At 68.6% G+C, this 19980-nt stretch carries 21 protein-coding genes and 1 pseudogene; 13 read left to right on the top strand and 9 right to left on the bottom strand.

Annotated elements, in window-relative coordinates:
- Nucleotides 1-36: 36 nt before the first annotated feature.
- The gene (locus ACM6LR_RS09905) at nt 37-924 is read right to left on the bottom strand and encodes a S66 peptidase family protein (protein ID WP_414943622.1); all 888 of its coding nucleotides are present in this window, start codon (nt 922-924) and stop codon (nt 37-39) included.
- Entirely contained in the window at nt 921-2861 is a 1941-nt protein-coding gene (locus ACM6LR_RS09900) for a S9 family peptidase (protein ID WP_414938993.1), read from the bottom strand. The genes ACM6LR_RS09905 and ACM6LR_RS09900 overlap by 4 nt, the downstream gene beginning before the upstream one ends.
- Before the next feature lie 133 nt (nt 2862-2994).
- Here ACM6LR_RS09900 and ACM6LR_RS09895 point away from each other — a divergent pair, with 133 nt between their 5' ends.
- The 6 genes from ACM6LR_RS09895 to ACM6LR_RS09870 all read left to right on the top strand — a co-directional run bounded on the left by ACM6LR_RS09895 (nt 2995) and on the right by ACM6LR_RS09870 (nt 8077).
- Entirely contained in the window at nt 2995-3570 is a 576-nt protein-coding gene (locus tag ACM6LR_RS09895) for a DUF3090 domain-containing protein (RefSeq protein ID WP_414938994.1), read from the top strand.
- 4 nt (nt 3571-3574) lie between these two features.
- Complete coding sequence (locus ACM6LR_RS09890) at nt 3575-4357, top strand: SCO1664 family protein (protein WP_414938995.1); 783 nt, start codon at nt 3575-3577, stop codon at nt 4355-4357.
- Between the two features lie 39 nt (nt 4358-4396).
- Nucleotides 4397-5275, top strand: coding sequence for an aminoglycoside phosphotransferase family protein (locus tag ACM6LR_RS09885; RefSeq protein ID WP_414939156.1), 879 nt, complete (start codon nt 4397-4399; stop codon nt 5273-5275).
- A 50-nt stretch (nt 5276-5325) separates the two neighbouring features.
- A complete protein-coding gene (locus ACM6LR_RS09880; RefSeq protein ID WP_414938996.1) occupies nt 5326-6141 on the top strand; it encodes a DUF3097 domain-containing protein in 816 nt (271 codons plus the stop codon).
- Between the two features lie 95 nt (nt 6142-6236).
- On the top strand, nt 6237-6668 hold the full coding sequence (locus tag ACM6LR_RS09875) for an NfeD family protein (RefSeq protein ID WP_414938997.1): 432 nt from the start codon (nt 6237-6239) through the stop codon (nt 6666-6668).
- A 59-nt stretch (nt 6669-6727) separates the two neighbouring features.
- Nucleotides 6728-8077, top strand: coding sequence for an SPFH domain-containing protein (locus ACM6LR_RS09870; RefSeq protein WP_414939157.1), 1350 nt, complete (start codon nt 6728-6730; stop codon nt 8075-8077).
- 50 nt (nt 8078-8127) lie between these two features.
- Here the strand turns inward: ACM6LR_RS09870 and ACM6LR_RS09865 are convergent, their stop codons facing one another.
- Nucleotides 8128-8670 carry a hypothetical protein gene (locus ACM6LR_RS09865; protein ID WP_414943621.1) on the bottom strand — a complete coding sequence of 181 codons (543 nt, stop codon included), beginning with the start codon at nt 8668-8670 and terminating at the stop codon, nt 8128-8130.
- Between ACM6LR_RS09865 and ACM6LR_RS09860 the strand changes: the two genes are divergently transcribed.
- Nucleotides 8669-9088: a hypothetical protein gene (locus tag ACM6LR_RS09860; protein WP_414943620.1), complete on the top strand. Its 420-nt coding sequence runs from the start codon at nt 8669-8671 to the stop codon at nt 9086-9088. The genes ACM6LR_RS09865 and ACM6LR_RS09860 overlap by 2 nt on opposite strands.
- Before the next feature lie 13 nt (nt 9089-9101).
- On the opposite strand, the gene ACM6LR_RS09855 is transcribed toward ACM6LR_RS09860, so the two are convergent.
- On the bottom strand, nt 9102-9638 hold the full coding sequence (locus ACM6LR_RS09855; RefSeq protein WP_414939000.1) for a helix-turn-helix domain-containing protein: 537 nt from the start codon (nt 9636-9638) through the stop codon (nt 9102-9104).
- Nucleotides 9639-9705: 67 nt separating this feature from the next.
- On the opposite strand from ACM6LR_RS09855, the gene ACM6LR_RS09850 reads away from it, so the two are divergent.
- Nucleotides 9706-11046: a M20/M25/M40 family metallo-hydrolase gene (locus tag ACM6LR_RS09850; protein ID WP_414943619.1), complete on the top strand. Its 1341-nt coding sequence runs from the start codon at nt 9706-9708 to the stop codon at nt 11044-11046.
- Nucleotides 11043-12353, top strand: coding sequence for an MFS transporter (locus ACM6LR_RS09845; RefSeq protein ID WP_414943618.1), 1311 nt, complete (start codon nt 11043-11045; stop codon nt 12351-12353). Before ACM6LR_RS09850 ends, ACM6LR_RS09845 begins: the two co-directional genes overlap by 4 nt.
- Here ACM6LR_RS09845 and ACM6LR_RS09840 read toward each other — a convergent pair.
- Genes ACM6LR_RS09840 through ACM6LR_RS09830 form a run of 3 tightly spaced genes read right to left on the bottom strand, consistent with a single transcriptional unit; the run spans nt 12331 to nt 14740 of the window.
- Nucleotides 12331-12705 (bottom strand): MerR family transcriptional regulator, encoded by a 375-nt coding sequence (locus ACM6LR_RS09840; RefSeq protein WP_414939003.1) that lies wholly within the window; start codon nt 12703-12705, stop codon nt 12331-12333. The genes ACM6LR_RS09845 and ACM6LR_RS09840 overlap by 23 nt on opposite strands.
- On the bottom strand, nt 12702-14159 hold the full coding sequence (locus ACM6LR_RS09835; protein WP_414939004.1) for a DHA2 family efflux MFS transporter permease subunit: 1458 nt from the start codon (nt 14157-14159) through the stop codon (nt 12702-12704). Before ACM6LR_RS09835 ends, ACM6LR_RS09840 begins: the two co-directional genes overlap by 4 nt.
- Entirely contained in the window at nt 14156-14740 is a 585-nt protein-coding gene (locus ACM6LR_RS09830) for an NADPH-dependent FMN reductase (protein WP_414943617.1), read from the bottom strand. The genes ACM6LR_RS09835 and ACM6LR_RS09830 overlap by 4 nt, the downstream gene beginning before the upstream one ends.
- Nucleotides 14741-14872: 132 nt before the next feature.
- On the opposite strand from ACM6LR_RS09830, the gene ACM6LR_RS09825 reads away from it, so the two are divergent.
- The 3 genes and pseudogenes from ACM6LR_RS09825 to ACM6LR_RS09815 all read left to right on the top strand — a co-directional run bounded on the left by ACM6LR_RS09825 (nt 14873) and on the right by ACM6LR_RS09815 (nt 16988).
- Entirely contained in the window at nt 14873-15169 is a 297-nt protein-coding gene (locus ACM6LR_RS09825; protein WP_414939006.1) for a VOC family protein, read from the top strand.
- Nucleotides 15169-15466: pseudogene (locus ACM6LR_RS09820) on the top strand (metalloregulator ArsR/SmtB family transcription factor); the annotation flags it as partial. The gene ACM6LR_RS09825 and the pseudogene ACM6LR_RS09820, both read left to right, overlap by 1 nt.
- A gap of 751 nt (nt 15467-16217) precedes the next feature.
- Nucleotides 16218-16988 (top strand): SGNH/GDSL hydrolase family protein, encoded by a 771-nt coding sequence (locus ACM6LR_RS09815; RefSeq protein ID WP_414943616.1) that lies wholly within the window; start codon nt 16218-16220, stop codon nt 16986-16988.
- On the opposite strand, the gene ACM6LR_RS09810 is transcribed toward ACM6LR_RS09815, so the two are convergent.
- Nucleotides 16979-17551: a TetR/AcrR family transcriptional regulator gene (locus ACM6LR_RS09810; protein WP_414939008.1), complete on the bottom strand. Its 573-nt coding sequence runs from the start codon at nt 17549-17551 to the stop codon at nt 16979-16981. The genes ACM6LR_RS09815 and ACM6LR_RS09810 overlap by 10 nt on opposite strands.
- A 309-nt stretch (nt 17552-17860) precedes the next feature.
- Between ACM6LR_RS09810 and ACM6LR_RS09805 the strand changes: the two genes are divergently transcribed.
- Nucleotides 17861-18787 carry a hypothetical protein gene (locus ACM6LR_RS09805; RefSeq protein ID WP_414939009.1) on the top strand — a complete coding sequence of 309 codons (927 nt, stop codon included), beginning with the start codon at nt 17861-17863 and terminating at the stop codon, nt 18785-18787.
- Between the two features lie 14 nt (nt 18788-18801).
- On the opposite strand, the gene ACM6LR_RS09800 is transcribed toward ACM6LR_RS09805, so the two are convergent.
- Nucleotides 18802-19884 (bottom strand): SAVED domain-containing protein, encoded by a 1083-nt coding sequence (locus ACM6LR_RS09800; protein WP_414943615.1) that lies wholly within the window; start codon nt 19882-19884, stop codon nt 18802-18804.
- Nucleotides 19885-19980 lie beyond the last annotated feature (96 nt).

Raw genomic sequence — 19980 nt, 5'->3', positions numbered from 1 at the left:
CCTTCAGTCCGGCTGATTCCGCCAGTTTCGTTGCCGTTATGGCAAAAGCAGGAGTGTGCCCGAGTCGGCGTCGAGAGTGGCCCGCGCGCCGAGGGGGATGGTCGGCGACGCCGGGACGTGCCCGAAGCCGAAGTCCCACACCATCGGCACCCCGAGTGGTCCCAGCCGGTCGAGCATCAGGTCGCGGATCGCCTCGGGAGCACCGCATCCGCTCCACGAGCCCAGCACGATCCCCCGGACGCCGTCGAGCCAGCCCGAACGCAGCAGCTGGGTGATCATCCGGTCGATCCGGTACGGGCTCTCGGTGACGTCCTCCAGCAGCAGGATCGCCTCACGCGCCGAGCCCTGTTCCGGTGTGCCGAGACCGGAGGCCAGCAGGGCGAGGTTGCCGCCGATGAGTGTGCCGGTCGCGGTGCCCGGGACCAGCGGCGACGCCGTCGGCGAGGCGATCGTCCGGATTTCCTCCGGCTCGAACAGCGACAGCCGCAGGTGTTCGGCGGCCACCGCGTCGAACAGTGTGGTCACGGGCAAGGGGGAGAACAATGTCTCCAGTCCCATGTGGACGTTCACGGCCCGGTGCAGCGCGGTCACATCGCTCGACCCGGCGAACACCTTGGGCCCGGCCTCCCGCAACGCCGCCCAGTCGACAAGGTCGAGCATTCTCTGCGAGCCGTAGCCGCCACGGGCGGCGAGGACACAGGTCACCCCCGGATCCAGCCAGGCCCGCGTGAACTCGGCGGCCCGCGCCTCGTCAGGTGCCGACAGATAGCCCGTGGCGGCCGCGCGGACGCACTCGCCGACACTGATCTCGACACCCCAGTCATGCAGCACCGGCAGTATCTTCTCGAGAAGCTCCGCCGGAACCGGACTCGCCGGAGCGACCAGAGCGATCGTGTCGCCCGGGCGTACCTTCGGCGGCCTCACCGGCTCAGCCGCAGCTTCGGCACGCCGGGCGTCTCGAAGCCGAAGACCTGGCCATAGAACGAAAGTTCCGCTTCGAGCGCGGCCACGATCGTCTCGGCCTTCCGGAAACCGTGCTGCTCTCCCTCGAACCTCAGGTAGGCGTGGTCGATGCCCCGCCCCGCCAGCCCGGCCACGAACCGGTCCGCCTGCTCCGGCGGGCAGATTTCGTCCTCCAAGCCCTGCAGGAACAGCAGCGGGCCGGCGAGGGTGCCCGCGTTGTTGATCGGCGAGCGCTCCCGGTAGCGCTGCTCGCTCTCCGGCAGCGGCCCGATCAGCCCGTCGAGGTAGCGGGACTCGAAGTCGTGCGTCTCGCCGCCGTCGCCCGTCCACTGGGTGAGATCGAGGATCGGGTACATGACGGTGCCCGCGCGGTAGGTCGTCGTGGTGGTCAGCGAGGCGGCGGAGGTGTAGCCGCCCGCGCTGCCACCGCGGATCGCCAGCCGGTCGCCGTCGACGGTGCCTTCGACGGCGAGTGCCTCGGCGACGGCGACACAGTCCGCGACGTCGACGACGCCCCACTGTTCCCGCAGCCGTTCGCGGTAGGCGCGTCCGTAGCCGGTCGAGCCACCGTAGTTCACCGTGACGACGGCGATGCCACGGCTGGTGAAGTAGGCGATCTCGAAGTCGAGTACCGCGCTGTCCCGGCCGGTGGGCCCGCCGTGCGGGTACACGAACAGCGGCGGCAGTTCCCCGTCCGGCGCGGCGAAGTCGGCGTTCGCGGGCAGATAGAGGAAGGCCGGGACCTGGTCGCCGTCGTCGGTCTTGAAGATCCGCTCGACGGGTGTCGACAGGTACGCGGACGAAGGCGGTTCGGGCGTCGTCGCGAGATCGGTGACCGTCCCACTTTCGAGGTCGACCTTCACGACGGCGCCTTCGCGTTCCGGGCCCGCCGCGACGCCGACGACTCCACCTTCGTGGACGGCGAAACCGTTGGTGGACCACGCGGTCAGGTCGGCGGCGGTCGGCACCGGGGTCACTTCCCGGGCCGCTTCGTCGAGGATGGCGAGCCTGCCCGACGCGAGGACGGCGAACCGGCCGTCCCCGAGCGGCGTGAACCAGCGTGTGCCGAGTTTCCACTGCGCGCCGCCGATCTCCTGCTCCGTCGGCGCCAGGTTCGTGAGGCCGCCGTCGAGCCCGACGCGGTGCAGATTCCACCAGCCGTCCGGGTCGAGCAACGCCAGCAGGCTGGCCGCCGACTCCCATTCGACCTGGCAGACGGCGATGTCCGCCGCACCCGCGAGCACGCGGTGGGGTCCGAACGTCCCGTCTTCGCGGAGCTCGGCGACGCACAGTTCCGTGCCGTCCCAAGGCATCGCGGGGTGGTCCCAGCCGATCCACGCCGCTCGCGCGCCATCGGGCGACAGCTGGGGCGCGGTCAGGAAGTGGTGGCTGGCTGCCAGGACCCGTTCCGGGCCACCGTCGAGGGGAACCGCGATGAGGTCGCGGGCGATATCGACGCGCCTGGTGCCGGTGCTGCGTTCACGCACCAGCCACACTTCGCCGTCACGGCCGGGCCGGAGGTCGCTGTAGCGGATGCCGTGCCGAGTCGCCGGCTCCGGTGTCAGGGGTGTCGTTTCGCCGGTGGTCAGGTCACGGCGGTAGACGCGCTGATCCGTCCAGTGGGTGAAGACGAGGACGTCGCCGAGCACGAGCCAGGGACGGCCGCCGTACTCGTGGACGCGGTTCCGGACGTTCCAGGGGGCGGGAAGGACGTCTTCGACGGTGCCGTCGGCGCGTGACCTCACGAGGGTGACGCGGCCGCCTTCACCGGTTCTCGCTTCGGCCCACCAGACCTCGTCTCCCACCGTGTCGAGCCATTGCGCGCTGACTCCCGACGCCGCGACATCCGCGGCCGACAGGGGAGACGTCCAGGTGCCGTAAGGGGCGATCTCAACCACGGTTGAAGACTAGGATCGCCCCTTTGCTTGCGGTGGCCCGGGGCACACCTGGCCCCGGCCGAGTTTCGCCCTTGGCTGAACCGCGGGGCGGTGGATGCCGATCATGGGGCCGTGGCCTAGGGTCAACGGTGCCATGTCTCGCGTAATCCACGTCTTCCGCCAGCCCGACCGGTTCGTCGCAGGAACCGTCGGTGAGCCCGGCGACCGCACGTTCTACCTCCAGGCGTCCGAGGACGTCCGCACGATCAGTGTGACGATCGAAAAACAGCAGGTCGTGGTGTTGGCCGAAAGGCTCGGCTCGCTGCTGGAAGAGGTCGCCAACCGGTTCGGCGCGGACGTACCGGACGACGCGCCCGACGAGCTACTCGACGTCGACCCCTTGACCGTTCCGGTCGAGGAGGAGTTCCGCGTCGGCACGATGGGCCTCGGCTGGGACGCAGACAGCAGTGCCGTCGTCATCGAACTGCTCGCGATAACCGAGGGCGAGGTGGACGAAACGGTCGTTCTGGACGACACCGAGGAAGGGCCGGACGCCGTCCGTGTCTTCTTGACCCCTGGCGCGGCGCGCGCGTTCGCCGAACGCGCCGACAGGGTGGTCAACGCCGGTCGCAAGCCGTGTCCGCTGTGTGCCGAGCCGCTCGACCCGGCGGGGCACATCTGCCCGCGGCAGAACGGGTACCGGCGCGACGTCGACGTCCTCGAGGACTGACCGGGTGGCGGAGACTTCGCTGGAGCTGGTGGCGCGCGGCAAGATCGACGTCGAAGGCAGGCTCGTCGACGCCTCCAACGTCACCCTTTTCTGCGCGATCGAGCTCGACGGCGTGACCGGCAAGGTCGTGTACAAGCCGGTTTCGGGGGAGCGGCCGCTGTGGGACTTCCCGGACGGGACGCTCGCCGGCCGCGAGGTCGCGACGGCGATGGTCGCCGAAGCCTCCGGACTGGGCGCGATCCCGCCGACGGTGTTGCGCGACGGGCCGTTCGGGCCCGGCATGGTGCAGCTGTGGATCGAGACCACCGAAGAGGAACTGGTCGACGTCCGATCCCCGGAGAGCCTGCCGGACGGCTGGCGTGTCGTGCTGCACGCGCACGATCGTGACGGTGAGCCCGCGGTGCTCGCGCACGCGGATCGTCAGGGGATGCGGGAACTGGCCGTGCTCGACATCGTCGTCAACAACACCGACCGCAAGGGCGGGCATCTGCTCGACGGCGCCGACGGCCGGATCTACGGCGTGGACCACGGGATCTGCCTGCACACCGACCCGAAGCTGCGGACGGTGCTCTGGGGCTGGATCGGCGAGCGGCTCACCGAGGCCGAGGTCGGCAAGCTGCGCGGCTTGCGCGAACAGCTGGACGGCGAGTTCGGTGAGGCGCTGAGCGAGCACCTCACCGGGTTGGAGATCCGCGCGCTCGCCGAGCGCACCGATATCCTGCTGGCGGAGGGTGTCTTCCCAGCGCCGGGGGATGACTGGCGTGCCATCCCGTGGCCGCTGTTCTGACGAATTGATCGATCGCTGGGGGCGACGGTGACCGAGGTGATGGACGATCAGGCCCGTGAGCGCCTGATCAAGCGATTCGGTGAAGACGTCGCGAGCTGGTGCGACGCTCTGCCCGCACTCGTGGCGCGGCTGGCGAAGCAGTGGGGTCTCACCGTCGTCGACGCGAAACCGGGCAACACCGGCCGCACGCTGATCTGCGTCGGGGACGACGGTGCCAAGAAGGTTCTCAAGCTGACCCCGGAGCTCACGATCGCCGAGTCCGAGGCCGCCGCGCTGCGGGCGTGGGCCGGCTGCTCGCGGGTCGTGCGGGTCCTCGCGACCGAACTCGCCGACGGGGCGATCCTGCTGGAAGGCATCGATCCCGGCACGCAACTGCTGGAGGTGGGAGCGAACGTCCCGTGGGCCGAGGTCGGTGACCTGCTGACCCAAATCCACTCGGTGACCCCGCCCGCCGGCTTCTCGACACTCGAAGAACGCGTCGCTTTCATGTACGGGCTCGCGGAGCGGGAGCTGCGTGGCTCGGTGGCCGAAGCCACCCTGTCTCTGGAGACCCTCGAGCGTGCCCGGCTGCGGGCGCTCGACCTCGCGGCCAGCGGGGGAGGGAAGTCGATCGTGCACGGTGATCTGCATCCGGGCAACGTCCTCGACGGCGGACCCGGCAGGGGAGCGGTCGCCATCGATCCGCGCCCGAGCGTCGGTGACCCGTCGTTCGATCTGCCCGACTGGGTCACGCTGCCGATGACCGAGGGCGGCACGCTCGAAGACGGGCTCGACGCCATCGCGCCGCACCTGCCCGGGTTCGACGCCGAGCGTGTCCGGGCGTGGTGTGTCGCGCTTTCGCCGCTGTTCGTGATGCGTCCGCTCGAACGCGGCGAACGGACCCCGTTCGTCGAAGCGATGCTGCGGATGACAGCCTGACCGGCGTGGCGGGGAGACGCTGACCCCGGCCACCGCTAGCGTCGTCCGCCGTGCGCTCCCATTCGTACGACGACGTGCTGTCCGGCCCGCGCAAGCGGAAGATCCCCGAGGTGCCCGCCGAACCGGGGCTCGTGGTCGAAGACCCGGCCAGCGGGTACTGCGGTGCCGTGGTGAAGATCGAGTACGGCAACGTCGTGCTCGAAGACCGGCACGGCAAGCACCGGGTGTTCCCGCTGAACCCCGCGGGCTTCCTGCTCGAAGGTAAACCGGTCACGCTGGTGCCCGCGAAGGCGGCTCCCAAGGCGACTGCCCGGCGGATCTCCGCGTCCGGGTCAGTCCAGGTCCAGGGCCTCAAAGCCCGGGTCGCGCGCGATTCGCGGATCTGGGTGGAAGGCAAGCACGACGCCGAACTCGTCGAGCGGGTCTGGGGCCACGACCTACGGGTGGAAGGCGTGGTGGTCGAACCACTCGATGGGGTGGACGTACTGTCCGATCGCATCGGCGAGTTCGGTACTGGACCCGGCCGCCGCCTCGGGGTGCTGGTCGACCACCTGGTCGCGGGTAGCAAGGAGTCCCGGATCGTCGACGCGATCCACGACGAGAACGTGCTGATCACCGGGCATCCGTACATCGACATCTGGGAGGCCGTGAAGCCGTCGGTCGTCGGGATCCGAGCCTGGCCGAAGATCCCGCGTGGCACGGAGTGGAAGCAGGGCATCTGTGACACGCTCGGCTGGGGCGAGCCGTACGAGGGCTGGCAGCGGGTCCTCGCGGCGGTCGGCAGCTACCGGGACCTGGAAACGCCGCTGATCGGAGCGGTGGAACGGCTCATCGACTTCGTCTCCGACCCGGGCGATGAGTCCTGAATGTCTGCTTTGCGTGAGGTCACTCAAGGTCACGCGTCGGTCACGTCGGTTTCGCTTCTCCGGTATGAATCGGCGCGATCTGGGAGCATGAACGCATGACAGGCGCTCTCATCTGGCTGATCGCCGGCATCCTCTTGATCATCGCCGAGTTGCTCTCGGGTGACTTGTTCCTGCTCATGGTCGGCCTCGGAGCTTTGTTCGGGGCAGGCTCGGCCGCGCTGACCGGGAACCCGTTCATCGACGTCGCGGTGTTCGCCGTCGCCTCGGTCGGGATGCTCGCCCTCGTCCGCCCGGTCCTCAAGCGCCGGTTCCTTTCGGGGCCGGACATCAAGACCAACACCGACGCGCTGATCGGCGCGCGAGCGATAGTAGTGTCCACTGTGGACGTCGAAAGCGGCCAGGTGAAGCTGGCGGGCGACGTCTGGTCGGCACGATGCATGATCGACGGAGAACCGATCGCCCCGGGCACATCGGTGACGGTCGTCGAGATCTCGGGCGCCACCGCGGTTGTTTCGGCCGCGTGGTGAGCCGGGCGACCGTACCGCAACAGGTTTCTACGTAAGGGGAAAGGTAGTTGTCAGAGACAGTGGTATTCATCGTCGTCGGACTGCTCGCGTTGTTCGTGGTCGTCGTCGTGGTCAAGGCGATCATGGTGGTGCCACAGGCCCAATCCGCCGTGATCGAACGGCTGGGCCGGTTCCGGACGGTGGCTTCTCCCGGCCTGACGTTTCTGGTGCCTTTCCTGGACAAGGTGCGGGCGCGGATCGACCTTCGTGAACAGGTCGTCTCGTTCCCGCCCCAGCCGGTGATCACCGAGGACAACCTGACCGTGTCCATCGACACGGTCGTGTACTTCCAGGTCACCGACTCGCGGGCCGCGGTCTACGAGATCTCTAACTACATCGTCGGTGTCGAGCAGCTGACCACCACGACGCTGCGAAACGTCGTCGGTGGGATGAGCCTCGAGCAGACGCTGACCTCGCGTGACTCGATCAACAGTCAGCTGCGTGGCGTGCTCGACGAGGCCACCGGCCGCTGGGGCATCCGCGTCGCGCGAGTCGAGTTGAAGGCGATCGACCCGCCGCCCTCCATCCAGGACTCGATGGAGAAGCAGATGCGTGCCGACCGTGAGAAGCGCGCGATGATCCTGACCGCCGAAGGTCAGCGTGAGTCGGCGATCAAGACCGCGGAAGGTCAGAAGCAGAGCCAGATCCTCGCGGCCGAAGGTGCCAAGCAGGCCGCGATCCTGAGCGCCGAGGCCGAGCGGCAGTCGCGCATCCTACGGGCGCAGGGTGAACGAGCCGCCCGGTACCTGCAGGCGCAGGGTCAGGCGAAGGCGATCGAGAAGGTCTTCGCGGCGATCAAGGCGGGGCGCCCCACTCCCGAGGTCCTGGCGTACCAGTACCTGCAGACCCTGCCGCAGCTGGCACAGGGCGACGCGAACAAGGTCTGGATGATCCCGAGCGACTACGGCAAGGCACTGGAGGGCTTCGCCCGCGCGCTCGGTGCCCCCGGCGACGACGGTGTGTTCCGCTACGAGCCGCCGAAGGAAGACCCGGTCGAGAAGCCGGACCTGGAGGACGAAGAGGTCCAGGGCTGGTTCGACACCTCCAGTGACCCGAAGGTCGCCGAGGCTGTCGCGGCCGCGGAAGCCGTGGCACGCAAGGAGGTTCCGGCACTGGGTGTCGCGACGCCGCGGCAGGAGCCGCCGGCTCCGCGTCAGGTTCCCAAGGCCGCGCCTGCTCCCGAGCCGGAGGCCGCCCCGGAGCCGCCGCGGCAGCAGGCTCCGCCGCCCTCGCAGTTGCCGCAGCCCCAGCCGCCCGCCGGTCCGCAGGGAGGCCCGTATCAGGGGCCGCCGTCGCAGGGGCCGAGCAATGGGCCGTTCCCGCAGCAGGGTCCGTTCGGCGGGCCGCAGGGCGGGCCACCGCAGCGCTGATCCCAGAGCCGAAAAGAGGGCCGTCCCGTCCGGGGCGGCCCTCTTTCGTTCTACGGAGTCCACGTCGCGCCGCCGAGGTCTGACGGTTTCGCCGGTTGAGCGTCACCGCCGAACGCTTCGGCGGCGGCGTGGGCACGTAACTCTTCGATTTCGTCGATCTGCCGCCGGGCCCGCTCGAGCAGGTCGTCGAGTCGGCCGGCGTCGATGCGTGGGTCCCTGTCGGCGCGCACCCGCAGGGTTCGCCACCCGGCGGCCTTGCCTTCGACGCCCAGCCGTAACGCTTCGAACTCCACGACCCTGCTCAGCGGGGATCTGGACACGAGCCGCCCGTTCGGCTTGAACCGCGCCGCCTTCTCCGCCGCCCAGGCCGCGACCGCCTTGTAGCGGCGGACCGGGATGTCCAGCGCCGCCATCACCGTCAGCAACGCGGCACGGTCATCCGCGATCTCGTGGGCCAGTTTGCCGAGCACACCGCTGGGATCCCGGTCGCTTTCGGCGACGCGCTTGGCGAGTTCGGTTCCGGCGATCGCGCCCGCCAGATGGTCGTTGAGGTAGATGCCGAGCAGGGCCGAGTCGGGGGAAGAGGTGTGCATGACCGACGCGTACCCGATCCGCAGGTGTCGAAACCGGGCGTGGTTCGTGGCCGAGGAGCGCAGGCTCTGGTTCTACACTCCGGTGTCCGACGACCGGCCGACGCCGTTCCTCGACGCGGCTCGGGGCAACCTTGAGGTCGCTGTCATGGTCGCGACGTTCGACCCGCCCGATGACGTCCGCCAGGTGCGGATGATCGGGCCCGCGAGGCTGGAGACCAAGGACGTGGCGCGGGTCCGCCGCAGCTACGAGCGCTACCTCCCCGGCTGGTCCTCTGGCTGGGAGGAGCACGCGGCGTCGCCGGACGCGCTGCTGTGGTCGATGTCCCCGGACCGGGGGATGGCCGTGACCTACCCCGCCTTGGAGAACCGGCCGGTGTTCCGCTGGGCGAACGCGGCGGAAGGACCGTTCGACTCCTGAGGAGTCCGCGAGGCTATTCGGGAGATTCGTGGCGTTCGGCGGCGTTCCACAGGATGGCGATGGGTGCCTGGCCGGGCTTCTCGCGTCCGGCGAACTCGTCGATGAGCGCGTCGATCCTCCTGTTCAGCTCGGCCTGGTCGCCGGGATCCAGCCGCAGAACGGCCCGCCGGGTGTGCTGGGGGACCGAGGGGTCGTTTTCGCTGATCTCCGCGCGGTGTGCGTCGAGGATGGCGAGGTCGACTTGGGCCGTGAGGTGACGATCGTTCGGCGGCTCGAGGTTGAGCCGCCAGGTCTTCTTGGTCGCCCGGTAGGGATGTTCCCAGGCTCCTTTGTCTCCGCGCCGTGGGGTCTCGGCCACGAGAAATCCCGTCGAGGTCAGTGCTCGCAGCCTGCGCAGCAGCGTGGCCGGTGCGACGTCGAGGCGTTCGGCGAGTTGCTGGTTGGTCCAGGCAGTGTCGACACACAACCGCAGGATGCGCCAGCTCAACGGGTGGGAGAGCGCGCGCAACTCTTCAGGCGTCGCGGCTGGTTGCTCGGGCTGTCCGGCCATTGACAGGAGTGTAATCGATTCGCATACTCAAAATCAATTTCATGCAGTGAAATCGATGGGAGTCGGCGTGGACTCGGTCAAGGAATACGTGCATCGGCACCGGTTGCGGCATGAGCGGGAGCTCACCGACTGGGTCGCGGTACCCAGTGTGAGCGCCACAGGAGAGGGCATGGAACGTGCTACGCCGTACGCGCGGGAGTTGCTGGAACGCAGCGGGCTGAGCGCGCGGGTCGTGGACACCGGAGGCTGGCCGATGGTCGTCGGGCACGCGGCGGGTCCGGCGGGCAGCCCGCATGTGGTGATTTACGGGCACTACGACGTTCAGCCGGCGGGGCCGTTGGACGAGTGGCACAGTCCGCCGTTCGAGGCGAGCGTCCGCGACGGCCGGATGTACGGGCGTGGCACCGCCGACAACAAGGGGCAGCACCTCGCCCAGCTCCTCGCTCTCCGCGCACTGCGCGAGATTCACGGGGGACTGCCGTGCTCGGTGACCGTCGTGCTCGACGGCGAAGAGGAGATCGGCAGCCCTCATCTGACCGGCACACTCGCGGCGATGCGGGAGGAGCTGGGCGCCGATCTAGCGCTGTGGAGCGACGGGCCGGTGCATGACAGTTACGAGCCGACGGTCATGCTCGGAGTGCGCGGGGTGGTGGCCTTCGAGATCACCGTGCGCGGCGCGGACAGCGCGCTGCATTCCGGAAACTGGGGCAACGTCGCGCCGAACCCGGCCTGGGAGCTGACCTGGTTGCTGTCCACCATGCGCGCACCCGACGGCCAGGTCACCATCGACGGCTACGACGCGGGCGCGACGCCCTTGACCGACGCCGAAATCGATGCGGTCCGAGCACTGCCGATCGACACCGCCGCGATGCTGGCGGGAGCGGGACTGGACCGGATGGACGTCGGCAACGGACACGACGTCAACGAACGTCTCGCGATGCCGACGTTCACCATCAACTCGTTGACCTGCATGGACAACAACGAGCATCGGACGGTCATCCCGTCGGTCGCGGTGGCCCGGTGCGACATGCGGCTCGCCTGCGGGCAGCGGGCCGAGACGGTCATCGACGCGGTCGGCGCACACGTCCGCAAGCATCTACCGCACGCCGAGCTGCGGTTCGGGGCGGCCATGGAGGCGTCCCGCACCCTGCCGGACGCGCCGTATGCCGATCTCGTGCTGCGTGGAGTGACCGAGGCACACGGGAAGCCGGCTCTGGCCGTCCCGGCGCTGGGCGGCAGCCTGCCGATCGCGGCCCTCACCGACGGTCTGGCCCTGCCCTGCTACGGCATCGCGCTGGCGAACGTCGACGAGCGCAACCACGCGCCGAACGAGAACTTCGAACTCCATCGGTTCCACCAGGGCATCGCGACCGCGGCCAGTGTCCTGTCCAGCATCGGCCGCCGATGAACGCGACAGTACGGCTCGTCGCGGCCGCCTCGACCGGGAACATGCTGGAATGGCTGAGCTTCACCGCCTACGCACTGGTCGCCGACCTCATCGCGCGGCAGTACTTCCCCTCGGCCGACCCGATGACCTCGTTGATGTTGGCGCTGGGTACGGCCGTGGCCGCCTACCTGGTCCGGCCGCTCGGCGCGGTGGTGCTCGGTGTCTACGCCGACCGGGCCGGACGGCTGGCTGCCCTGACCATGGCCATCCGGCTGATGACCCTCGGTTCGTTCCTGATCGTGGTCCTGCCCGGCTACCAGGAGATCGGCGTGTTCGCGCCGATCGGGATGCTCCTCGCGCTGGTGATCCAAGGATTCTCCGCGGGCGGTGAGTTCGGCTCCGCCACCGCACTGCTCGTCGAAAGTCACGCCGGGCGGCGTGGCTTCATGGGCAGCTGGCAAACCGCCAGCCAGGCGTTCGCGGTCCTGCTCGCGACCGGACTGCTCGCGACCACGAGCAGTGCCCTGAGCCCGGCGCAGTTCGACGCGTGGGGCTGGCGGATACCGTTCGTGGTCGCCCTGCTCCTCGGCCCGGCCGGCTACTACATCCGCACCCGGCTTCGAGACTCGCCCGAGTTCACCACCGCGCGCGCCGCGCCCGCGTCCGGACCACCGCGCCCACTTGCCGACCTCCTGCGGAACGACAAGGCGCGGGTTCTGCTGGTCATGGGCATGATCGCGATCTCGACGGGATTCTCCTACCTGATCACCTACATGCCGACGTTCGCCATCCGGCAGCTCGGCATGTCACCGTCGACGAGTTTCACCGCGACGTTCGTGACCGGTGTCGTCCTCACCGTGCTCACCCCCGTCGCCGGACATCTCTCCGACACCGTGGGGAGAACCCGGATGCTCACCGCGGCCGCCGTCGTCATCGCGCTCATCAGCATTCCGTTGTTCCTGCTCATCCGTGCCGTACCGTCTTTGGTCGTCCTGGTATCGGCCTTGGCGCTGATGGGTCTGGTCAAAGCCTGGTACGCGGGACCCCTGCCCGCGTCGATGGCCGAAATGTTCCCGGTCGGCACCCGGGGCACCGGGCTGTCGATCAGCTACAACCTCGGCGTCATCCTCTTCGGCGGACTCACCCCGGTGGCCATCACCCTGCTGATCTCGGCCACCGGGTCCACGCTCGCGCCCAGCTATTGGATCACCGCGCTCGCGGTACTCAGCTGCGCCTGCGTGGTGCTCGCCCGTCGATACCGGCAGCCCGCTCCCGCCGCCGATGAACCCAGGGTCACCCCGGAAGTCAAGGCTCCCTTCGACTCCTGAGGAATTCGAGCGTCCGGTACTCGTCGACCACCGCGGCGAGTTCGGCGATACGGGCCTGCCCGGCCTCGATGAGCCGTTGCCCGGCGGCCGTCCACCGTTCGAGGTCGGGGGACATCGGCGGGATCTCGGCCAGGATCTCCGCGCTTTCGGCGAGACTGAGCCCGACCCGCCGGGCGGCGACCGCGAGCCGAATCCGGCAGATGGCGTCGACCGTGAACCGGCGCGCGTTGCCCGCAGTGCGCTCGGCGGTGATGACGCGGTAGCGCTCGTAGTACCGGACGGCGTTGGCCGAGACCCCCGCCTTGCTCGCGACCTCGCCGATGGTCAGCGTGGCGTCGATCCGCGTTGTCATACCGCACTCCGTACCGTGGTGGGTTCCGTCATCGGGACGGCCGGGGCGGGCCGGGTCCTCAGCCTGACCACCAGGGCGATCACCATGACCGCGAGGACTCCGGCGAGGGTCACACGGTACCCGGAGACGACCTCCGCGATGAGTGTCGTGCCCGCCCCCGGGTCGCTCAGCGCCGCGAGACCTCGCCCTCCGGTGGCCGCCGCGGTCAGCCCGGTGAACACCGCGCTCACCGCCGCGGTGCCGACCGCGGTCGCGATGGTGCTGGCCAGGGGGAGGATCGCGGAGCCGGACGCGAGATCCGGACCGTGCAGGTTCCGGCCGGCGCTGACGATGGTGGGCATCATGATCGCCCCGGTGCCCGCTCCTTGGAACACTCCCAAGATCGCCAGCACCGTGTACGGCGTTTCCGGCGTGAGGACGAGCATGGTCAGTCCGGTCGCGGCGATCGCCAGGCTCAGCCCGGTCCCGACGATGATCCGCGGGCCGAACCGTTCCAGGACACGGGCGGCGAACTGGATGCTGAGGCCCATCCCGATCGTGGCCGGCACCATCATCAGCGCGCTGACCAGGGTCGAGTCGCCACGCATGAGCTGGATGTAGGCGGGCATCAGCAGCATCGAGCCGAAGTACGGCGCGGCGTACAGGACGAGGACGACGGTGTTGCGCCCGAAGGTCCGGTCACGCAGCAGACGGATGTTCAGCAGTGGCGCGCGATGGTGCCACGACCGGCGCGCGAACACCGTCATGAGCGCCAGTCCGGCGGCGACGATCGCCACCCGGGCCACTACGCCGGTCGTCTCTTCGCTGAGGCCGTAGGTCACCGCGACGACACCGGGGACGAGCAGCAGGCCGCCCACGAAGTCCATCGGGGTCCGTTCGGCCGACGGCGTCCCGGCGGGCACCCAGCGCAGCACGCCCACGACGGCGAGCAGGGCGGGCGGAACGGTGATGAAGAACAGTGCCCGCCACGACAGGCTTTCCAGCAGGACGCCGCCGAGCAACGGGCCGAGGATCGGCCCGATCAGCAAGGGCAGCCCGGTGATCGTGGTCATCCGGCCCCGGCGTTCCGGGGCCACCGCGCCGAAACCGATGGTCATCCCCAGCGGATTGATCAGACCGCCGGCGAGGCCCTGGACCGCCCGCGCGGCGATCAGCCACCCGAGATCACCGGCGGCTCCAGCGGCCGCGGACGCCGCCGCGAACACCAGCAGCGCGATCAGGTACACCCGGCGCGCTCCCCAGCGTTGCGCGAAGGTCGCGGCGAGTGGCATCGCCGCGACCATGCCGAGCGCGTAGGCGGTCACGATCCACTGGATCGTCGTGAGCGACGCGGAGAAGGTCGTCATGAACTGCGGCACCGCGACGGCGACGATCGTGGTGTCGAGAACGGCCATCAATCCGCCGAGCGCGATCACCGCCGCGATGCGCAGTTCCTGTCCGGTCAGCCGGTTCATGCCGCACTCGCCTGTTCCGCGACGCGGCCGGCGCGCAGGGTGCGGGCCCACCAGTCCAGCTCGGTCATCGTCGCGGTCAGCGCGCCGCGCTCGCCTTCGGTGGCTTCGTACCCGTTCGGACCGAGACGGGTCCACGGGGCGTTCAACAGCACCGCGTCGCGGGTGGTGGTGGCCCTCAGCTCGGGGAAGATCAGCCGCAGCTGCTCGATCGCGCGGATGCCGCCCGAGCCGGCGCCGTAGCCGACGAACGCGACGGGTTTGTACGCCCATTCCTCGAAGTGCCAGTCGATCGCGTTCTTCAGCGCGGCCGGGAAGCTGTGGTTGTACTCCGGGGTGACGACCAGGTAGGCGTCCGCGGCGTGCAGCCTGCCGCTGATCGCCGTCTCGGTGCCGCCGGGCCGCGTTCCCCGCAGCGGGAGATCGACGTCGGCGAGATCGATCGGGTCGACCTCCAGGTTGTCGATCGCGGCGAGTTCGGTCAGTAGCCAGCCCGTGATGGCGTCGGCGAACCGCTCGTGCCGGACGCTGCCGATGATCACGGCGAGGCGAAGTGGGGACTGTGCGGTGGTTTCTGTGCTCATGTCGATGACGCTAAAAGCTCGTCCATAGGCGAGCTCAAGCCGTTGCGGCCCTGGTCACGATTCCTGGACCTCTACAAAGGTCGAAGTTGTAAGGGTTGACATGTAGGGAAATGCCTACGTACTGTGCCGGGTATGAACATCGACCGGATCCAGTTCCTCACCGTGCCCGTTTCCGATCAAGCCAAGGCGCGGGACTTCTACGTCGGCAAGCTCGGTTTTGATCTGCTCATCGAGGTCAGCGGGCCGTTCGTCCTGGCCGACCGGCCCGTGGGCGATCTCGACCACGACGCGTGCGTGCATCTCCAACCGACCACCACCGACGTCGATGTCGAGGAGATTCCTTGGGGGCGTGTGACGTCCCCGAAGGATCCGGACGGCAACGGGATCGGGCTGCTCGAAGCTTCGAGCTACAGGAACCGGCCGCGCTGATGCCGGTCAACGACGACGTCTTCGCCGCACTCGCCCATCCGGCCCGGCGCGAGGTGCTGGGCATCCTCCTCGAAGGCCCTCGGGCGGCGGGGGAGATCGCCGAACGCTTCGACATGCGGCGCCCGAGTCTGTCGGAACACCTTCGGGTGTTGCGGGAGGCAGGCCTCGTCCGAGAAGAGAGGCAGGGCCGCAATCGCGTCTACTCCCTGGAAGCCGCGCCGCTGCAAGAGGTTTCCGACTGGCTTTCGCCGTATGAGCGGTACTGGCGCGGCAAACCGGGGCAACCTGCGTGACCTGCCCGAACCGGACCTGCTCGAACGCCGGCTGCGGATGCCGAACGACATCGAACCGGTGGTGGGCCACCGGTTCGCACTGCTCGCGGATCCGGTGTCCGCCGCGGGTTTCGCGGGCGGCCCGATCGCTTGCGAAGTGCTGGCCGTCGAGCCGGAACGGCTGCTCGGCATCAGCTGAGTGAACCGACAGCTTCTTGCCTGCTCGGCGACACACTCACGCGTCCCCTGGTCCGCCTTCCGATGGGTGCGGCCGGGGTGACGGTCCGAGGACGCGCGACAAGTCCGTTGTGGTCGCTGGCCATGGCAAATCACGGTAAGTCCGGTGGCTGTCGTTCGGTCACGACCAAGTCCCGACCGATGCCGATGACGATCTCGCCTACCGGTCCGACGCACACCGCTCCGAATGCGTCGGCGTATTGGAGGACCGTGGTCTGTTGAGAAGCAGAAAGGTCCCACACACGCACTGTCCCGTCTTCGCGGTGGGCGTTACAGGACCTCGCCCGCCGACGCAGAGCGAGTTCGAGTTAGTTCGAAGCGACGCCGATCGGGCATTCAGGTGAGGCGACGAGCCCGGTGTACGGGTGCCGCTCGGCGGGCTGAGGGCGCTGACGAGATGAGACGAGGGAACGCGTGCTGGCCGACGCCCACGTCCACACGGCGAGCAGCCAACGCCCTGGGCAAGGGGGCCGACCAGGCCAAGCGCTTCCATCTGGGTAGCATCCGGGTATGTCATCACCGTTTAGGGGACCGATCTCGTGCTCCGTGCTACTAGCTACCGCTTAGTTTGTCTTGGCGATTCCTTCACCGAAGGGGTCGGCGACGACGATCCGTCGTTCCCCAACGGCGTCCGCGGCTGGGCCGACCGTGTCGCGGGCCAGCTCGCGGGCAACTACCGGGACTTCCGCTACGCCAACCTCGCGATCCGCGGCAAGCTCCTCGGGCAGGTCCTCACGGAGCAGCTCTCTCCCGCGCTCGCGCTGAGCCCGGACCTCGTGACGCTGTACGCCGGCGGCAACGACCTGATGCGACCCAAGGTCGACATCGACGCTCTCCTCGACGACTATGACGCCGCGGTCGGCACGATCGTCGCCACCGGAGCGCGCGTCGTCCTCTTCACCGGTGTCGACGGGGTCGAAGACGCGCTGTTCCGCAGGATCCGGGGCCGCGTCGCGATCTACAACGAGCATGTCCGGGGCATCGCCGCACGGCACGGGGCGCTGCTCGTGGACATGTGGGCGATGCGACAACTCCGGGACCGGCGTCTCTGGGCTCCCGACCGCCTGCACCTGAACTCGTCGGGGCACAACAAAATCGCCATCGCCGTCCTCGACGCGCTCGGCGAACCACACAAGCTGACATCCGCCGAGCTGGGGTCGCGGTTGCCGCTCAGCCCGCAGGCGCGGCGCACCGAGAACCTTCAGTGGGGCAAGGAACACGCCGTGCCATGGATCAAGCGCCGGCTACGCGGTGAGTCCTCGGGCGACGCGCTCGCGCCGAAGCGACCGACGATGGACCCCTACGCCTGACGCGGCCGGAGCCCGTCGAAGAGGATGCAGATCGTCCGGGTCCGTAACTCGGGCCCGGCGTGCTCAGCCGCCTTCGCCGTCCCGATGATCACCGGGATCAGTGCATCGACGCCGAGGTCCTTGCGGACGTCGCCGGTGTCCTGCGCGCGGCTGAGGAGTATGCCCAGCGCGTCCTTCAGGCGGACGCCAATAACCGATCCTGCCGACGGCACGCTGACTCCGGCCGCTGACAGAGCTTCGAAGTAGGCGTTCTTGGCGTCTGCCATCTTGATCCAGCCGGTCAGAAACCCGAAGAACGCCGCGCCCGGATCCGGCGATTCGGCGGCGACGGTTGCTTCCGCTTCGTCGGCGAAGCGGTGCAGACGCGCGTAGAGAACCGCCTCCAGCAGGGCTTCTTTCGTCGGGAAGTGCCGGAACACCGTGCCGACTCCGACACCTGCTTCGCGGGCGACTTCCTCGGTCGGCGCACTGGTGCCCTTGGCCGTGAAGACGCGCTCCGCGGCCTCCAGCACCCGTGTCCGGTTACGGCGGGCATCGGCTCGGAGCGGTTTCTCGTCCGTCACAGCGGGGACCTTAGACCTGAGGTCAACGGCCAGTCGGGCGGCTGGGTCATGAGTGATGAGTCGCGTTCGAGCGGACAGGTATTTCGCCTACATCGTCACGGGTTCGCACCGCTCCAGCTCGAGCGGCACCGGATGACCGCCGGCACGGAGTCGCGTTCGCGGGTACCACCGTCACAGCCCGGAACGGTCCTTTTTGGACAGTAAGGCCAGGCTTATCCCGGAAAGTCCAAAGAAACATGCGCTCCGGCGGTGTTCTGAAGAGTTCGGACGACATTGCCGAGGGGGCGGTGATGTGTCAGCATCGTCGACATGACGGTCAGGGATGCCAGAATGGCCACTTTTGTCTTCCTGAGGGATCGAATCCACGGACTGCTGGCGTCCACTGGCTGCGGCTTCGACGTCTACCCGCATGGGTCCTTCATGAAGGGTACTCAAATCGATCCGTACGGCGACGTCGACGTGGTGGTCGAACTTTGTCACCCGGTCGTGCCCGAATGGCGGGGCGGCTTCGAGCCGGCCCCCGGTACACGGTTCGGCAAACGGGTGAAAGGCCGAACGCCCACTCCGGAGTTCCTGTGGTTCAAGGAAACCATCGCGCAAGCGCTGAGCTACGACTTCGAGATGATGTCGCCGGGCCTCGGCGCGATGGTCGCCTGGGGCAAGGTTCAGCGGGTGCTCAAGGTGGCGCCGGTCTTCCCCGGCCACGTCAACGCCGATCTGCTGGTCTGCCAGCGGTTCCTGGAGACGCCGCCCGTGTCCCTGAACACCGCCGATCAGGGAGTCATTTTCTGGGACGGATACGGTGAACTGCAAGTGAGTCATCCGAGGAAGTACATCGCGAAAGTCAAGGAAAAGGACATGCGCACCGACGGCATGTTCACGCAACTCGTCCGGCACTTGAAAGCGAACCACGTCGGTCTCAAGCATCATGGCGGCGGAGGCGGGCGTTCGTCCATTCCGGGGCAGAACGTTCCCATGGACTCATCGCTGGGAGTTTCCTCGGCGACGCTGGAAATGCTGGCGTACGGAGTTCCTAACGACCTTTACTCTTCCCGGAGCCTGAACGCGACACGGAAAAAGGTGAGAGCCCATCTTCGCGGTGTCGCCGAGACCGAACGCTCGCGTGAGTCCTTCGTGCCCTGGGATCTCGTCAACGACACGACCTATTCGCACTGGATCGAGTTCATGCACGGAGGATTCAGGATGCTGCTCTCGAACGAGAAGATGTGGGCCTGACGATCAAGCTCGCGTCAGAACGAGGCCGGGAAGGGAAACGGTTCGTAAGAGTTGCTCGTCGCGTCGAAGGTGAACGCCGTCCACCGGCCGTGCTCCGGCGACGCCAGCCGGGCACCAAGTGCGACCGCGATCGCGACCGGCCCGCTGAGGAAGATCGCGTGCCCGCCGGTGCGAGCGCCGGACGGCAGCGGCGCCTCCCGCCAGGCGCGGCAGGTCTGCTCCACCGCGCCGGTGAAGGTCGCGGTGTCCTCGGTCAACCGTGACGACGAAGTCCGGAGCCGCAGGAGGTAGCCGAAGCCGTGGCGGCGGCAGGACACCATCACCTGGTCGAAGAATTGGTCGCCGCGGCCCTGCAGGTCCATCGCGAGGGCTACCTTGTCCGGGTCGCCGCCATCGAGGGCTTCCAGCCTGTCGACGTCCAGCGGTTCGACGCGTGACTCGATCGCGCGCAAGGATGTCGCGGGGAAGTACGCAGGCTCGCCGTCGGCCTGCCGGATGGCGTGCACCAGCACCTCGCGGGTGTGGGTGTGGCCCAGCCGGGAGCCGAACCAGAACGCGACGTGCAGCGGCATGGTCGGGATCAGGTTGAGCCGGACGGCGTCGGGAGTCAGGCGTTCGGCCATCGTGGTGGCGGACAACGTCTCGTCGGCGAGGGCGTCGACCAGTTCGCGGTCCCAGGCGCCGTCACCGGCCAGCTCGAGGCCGACCTTCAGCGTGATCGTGCACGTGCTCTGACTGAACTTCTCCGCCTGTTGCCCCAGTTGCCGGGCTCGTGCCTGCCCACGCCGTCCGTCCGACGCGGTGACCACGATGCCGACCCGCACTCGGCGACGGGCCCGGTTCCTCGACCAGAGGCCCAAGGCGACCATGGCGAGCCCGGCGGCGAACGCCAGGACGAACCACCAGCGCCCGGCGGGCTCGCCTGCCAGGAACGATTTCGCGGCCTCGACCCCGAAGCCGCCCGCCGCCATCCCGCCAACGGTGAGTTGCGCCGTGCCGTCGGTGACGGCTGTCCACCGTCCGGTGGAGCCGCCGGAAGTGCCGCCGGAGCCGACGACCGTCAGCCGGGGCGAAACCGGCCGTCCTGAACCTGTCACCACGACCATCCGTTCGGTGCCCGATCGAATAAGCGGATCGGACCACTCTATTCGGCCGGGTGGCGGATGCCGCTGACTGACTCGCCGTCGCGCCGA

Source organism: Amycolatopsis sp. cmx-11-32, from assembly GCF_047608695.1.
GTDB lineage: Bacteria > Actinomycetota > Actinomycetes > Mycobacteriales > Pseudonocardiaceae > Amycolatopsis.
The sequence above is the reverse complement of the archived record's forward strand: the minus strand, read 5'-3'. Positions and strand labels throughout refer to the sequence as shown.

What these genes read in the sequence shown, in the direction of transcription:
- ACM6LR_RS09840 (WP_414939003.1), bottom strand. Translation starts at nt 12,705, where the DNA reads ATGACAACGCGGATCGACGCCACGCTGACCATCGGCGAGGTCGCGAGC.
- ACM6LR_RS09875 (WP_414938997.1), top strand. Translation starts at nt 6,237, where the DNA reads ATGACAGGCGCTCTCATCTGGCTGATCGCCGGCATCCTCTTGATCATC.
- ACM6LR_RS09830 (WP_414943617.1), bottom strand. Translation starts at nt 14,740, where the DNA reads ATGAGCACAGAAACCACCGCACAGTCCCCACTTCGCCTCGCCGTGATC.
- ACM6LR_RS09855 (WP_414939000.1), bottom strand. Translation starts at nt 9,638, where the DNA reads ATGGCCGGACAGCCCGAGCAACCAGCCGCGACGCCTGAAGAGTTGCGC.
- ACM6LR_RS09865 (WP_414943621.1), bottom strand. Translation starts at nt 8,670, where the DNA reads ATGCACACCTCTTCCCCCGACTCGGCCCTGCTCGGCATCTACCTCAAC.
- ACM6LR_RS09825 (WP_414939006.1), top strand. Translation starts at nt 14,873, where the DNA reads ATGAACATCGACCGGATCCAGTTCCTCACCGTGCCCGTTTCCGATCAA.
- ACM6LR_RS09860 (WP_414943620.1), top strand. Translation starts at nt 8,669, where the DNA reads ATGACCGACGCGTACCCGATCCGCAGGTGTCGAAACCGGGCGTGGTTC.
- ACM6LR_RS09845 (WP_414943618.1), top strand. Translation starts at nt 11,043, where the DNA reads ATGAACGCGACAGTACGGCTCGTCGCGGCCGCCTCGACCGGGAACATG.
- ACM6LR_RS09835 (WP_414939004.1), bottom strand. Translation starts at nt 14,159, where the DNA reads ATGAACCGGCTGACCGGACAGGAACTGCGCATCGCGGCGGTGATCGCG.
- ACM6LR_RS09805 (WP_414939009.1), top strand. Translation starts at nt 17,861, where the DNA reads ATGACGGTCAGGGATGCCAGAATGGCCACTTTTGTCTTCCTGAGGGAT.
- ACM6LR_RS09895 (WP_414938994.1), top strand. Translation starts at nt 2,995, where the DNA reads ATGTCTCGCGTAATCCACGTCTTCCGCCAGCCCGACCGGTTCGTCGCA.
- ACM6LR_RS09885 (WP_414939156.1), top strand. Translation starts at nt 4,397, where the DNA reads ATGGACGATCAGGCCCGTGAGCGCCTGATCAAGCGATTCGGTGAAGAC.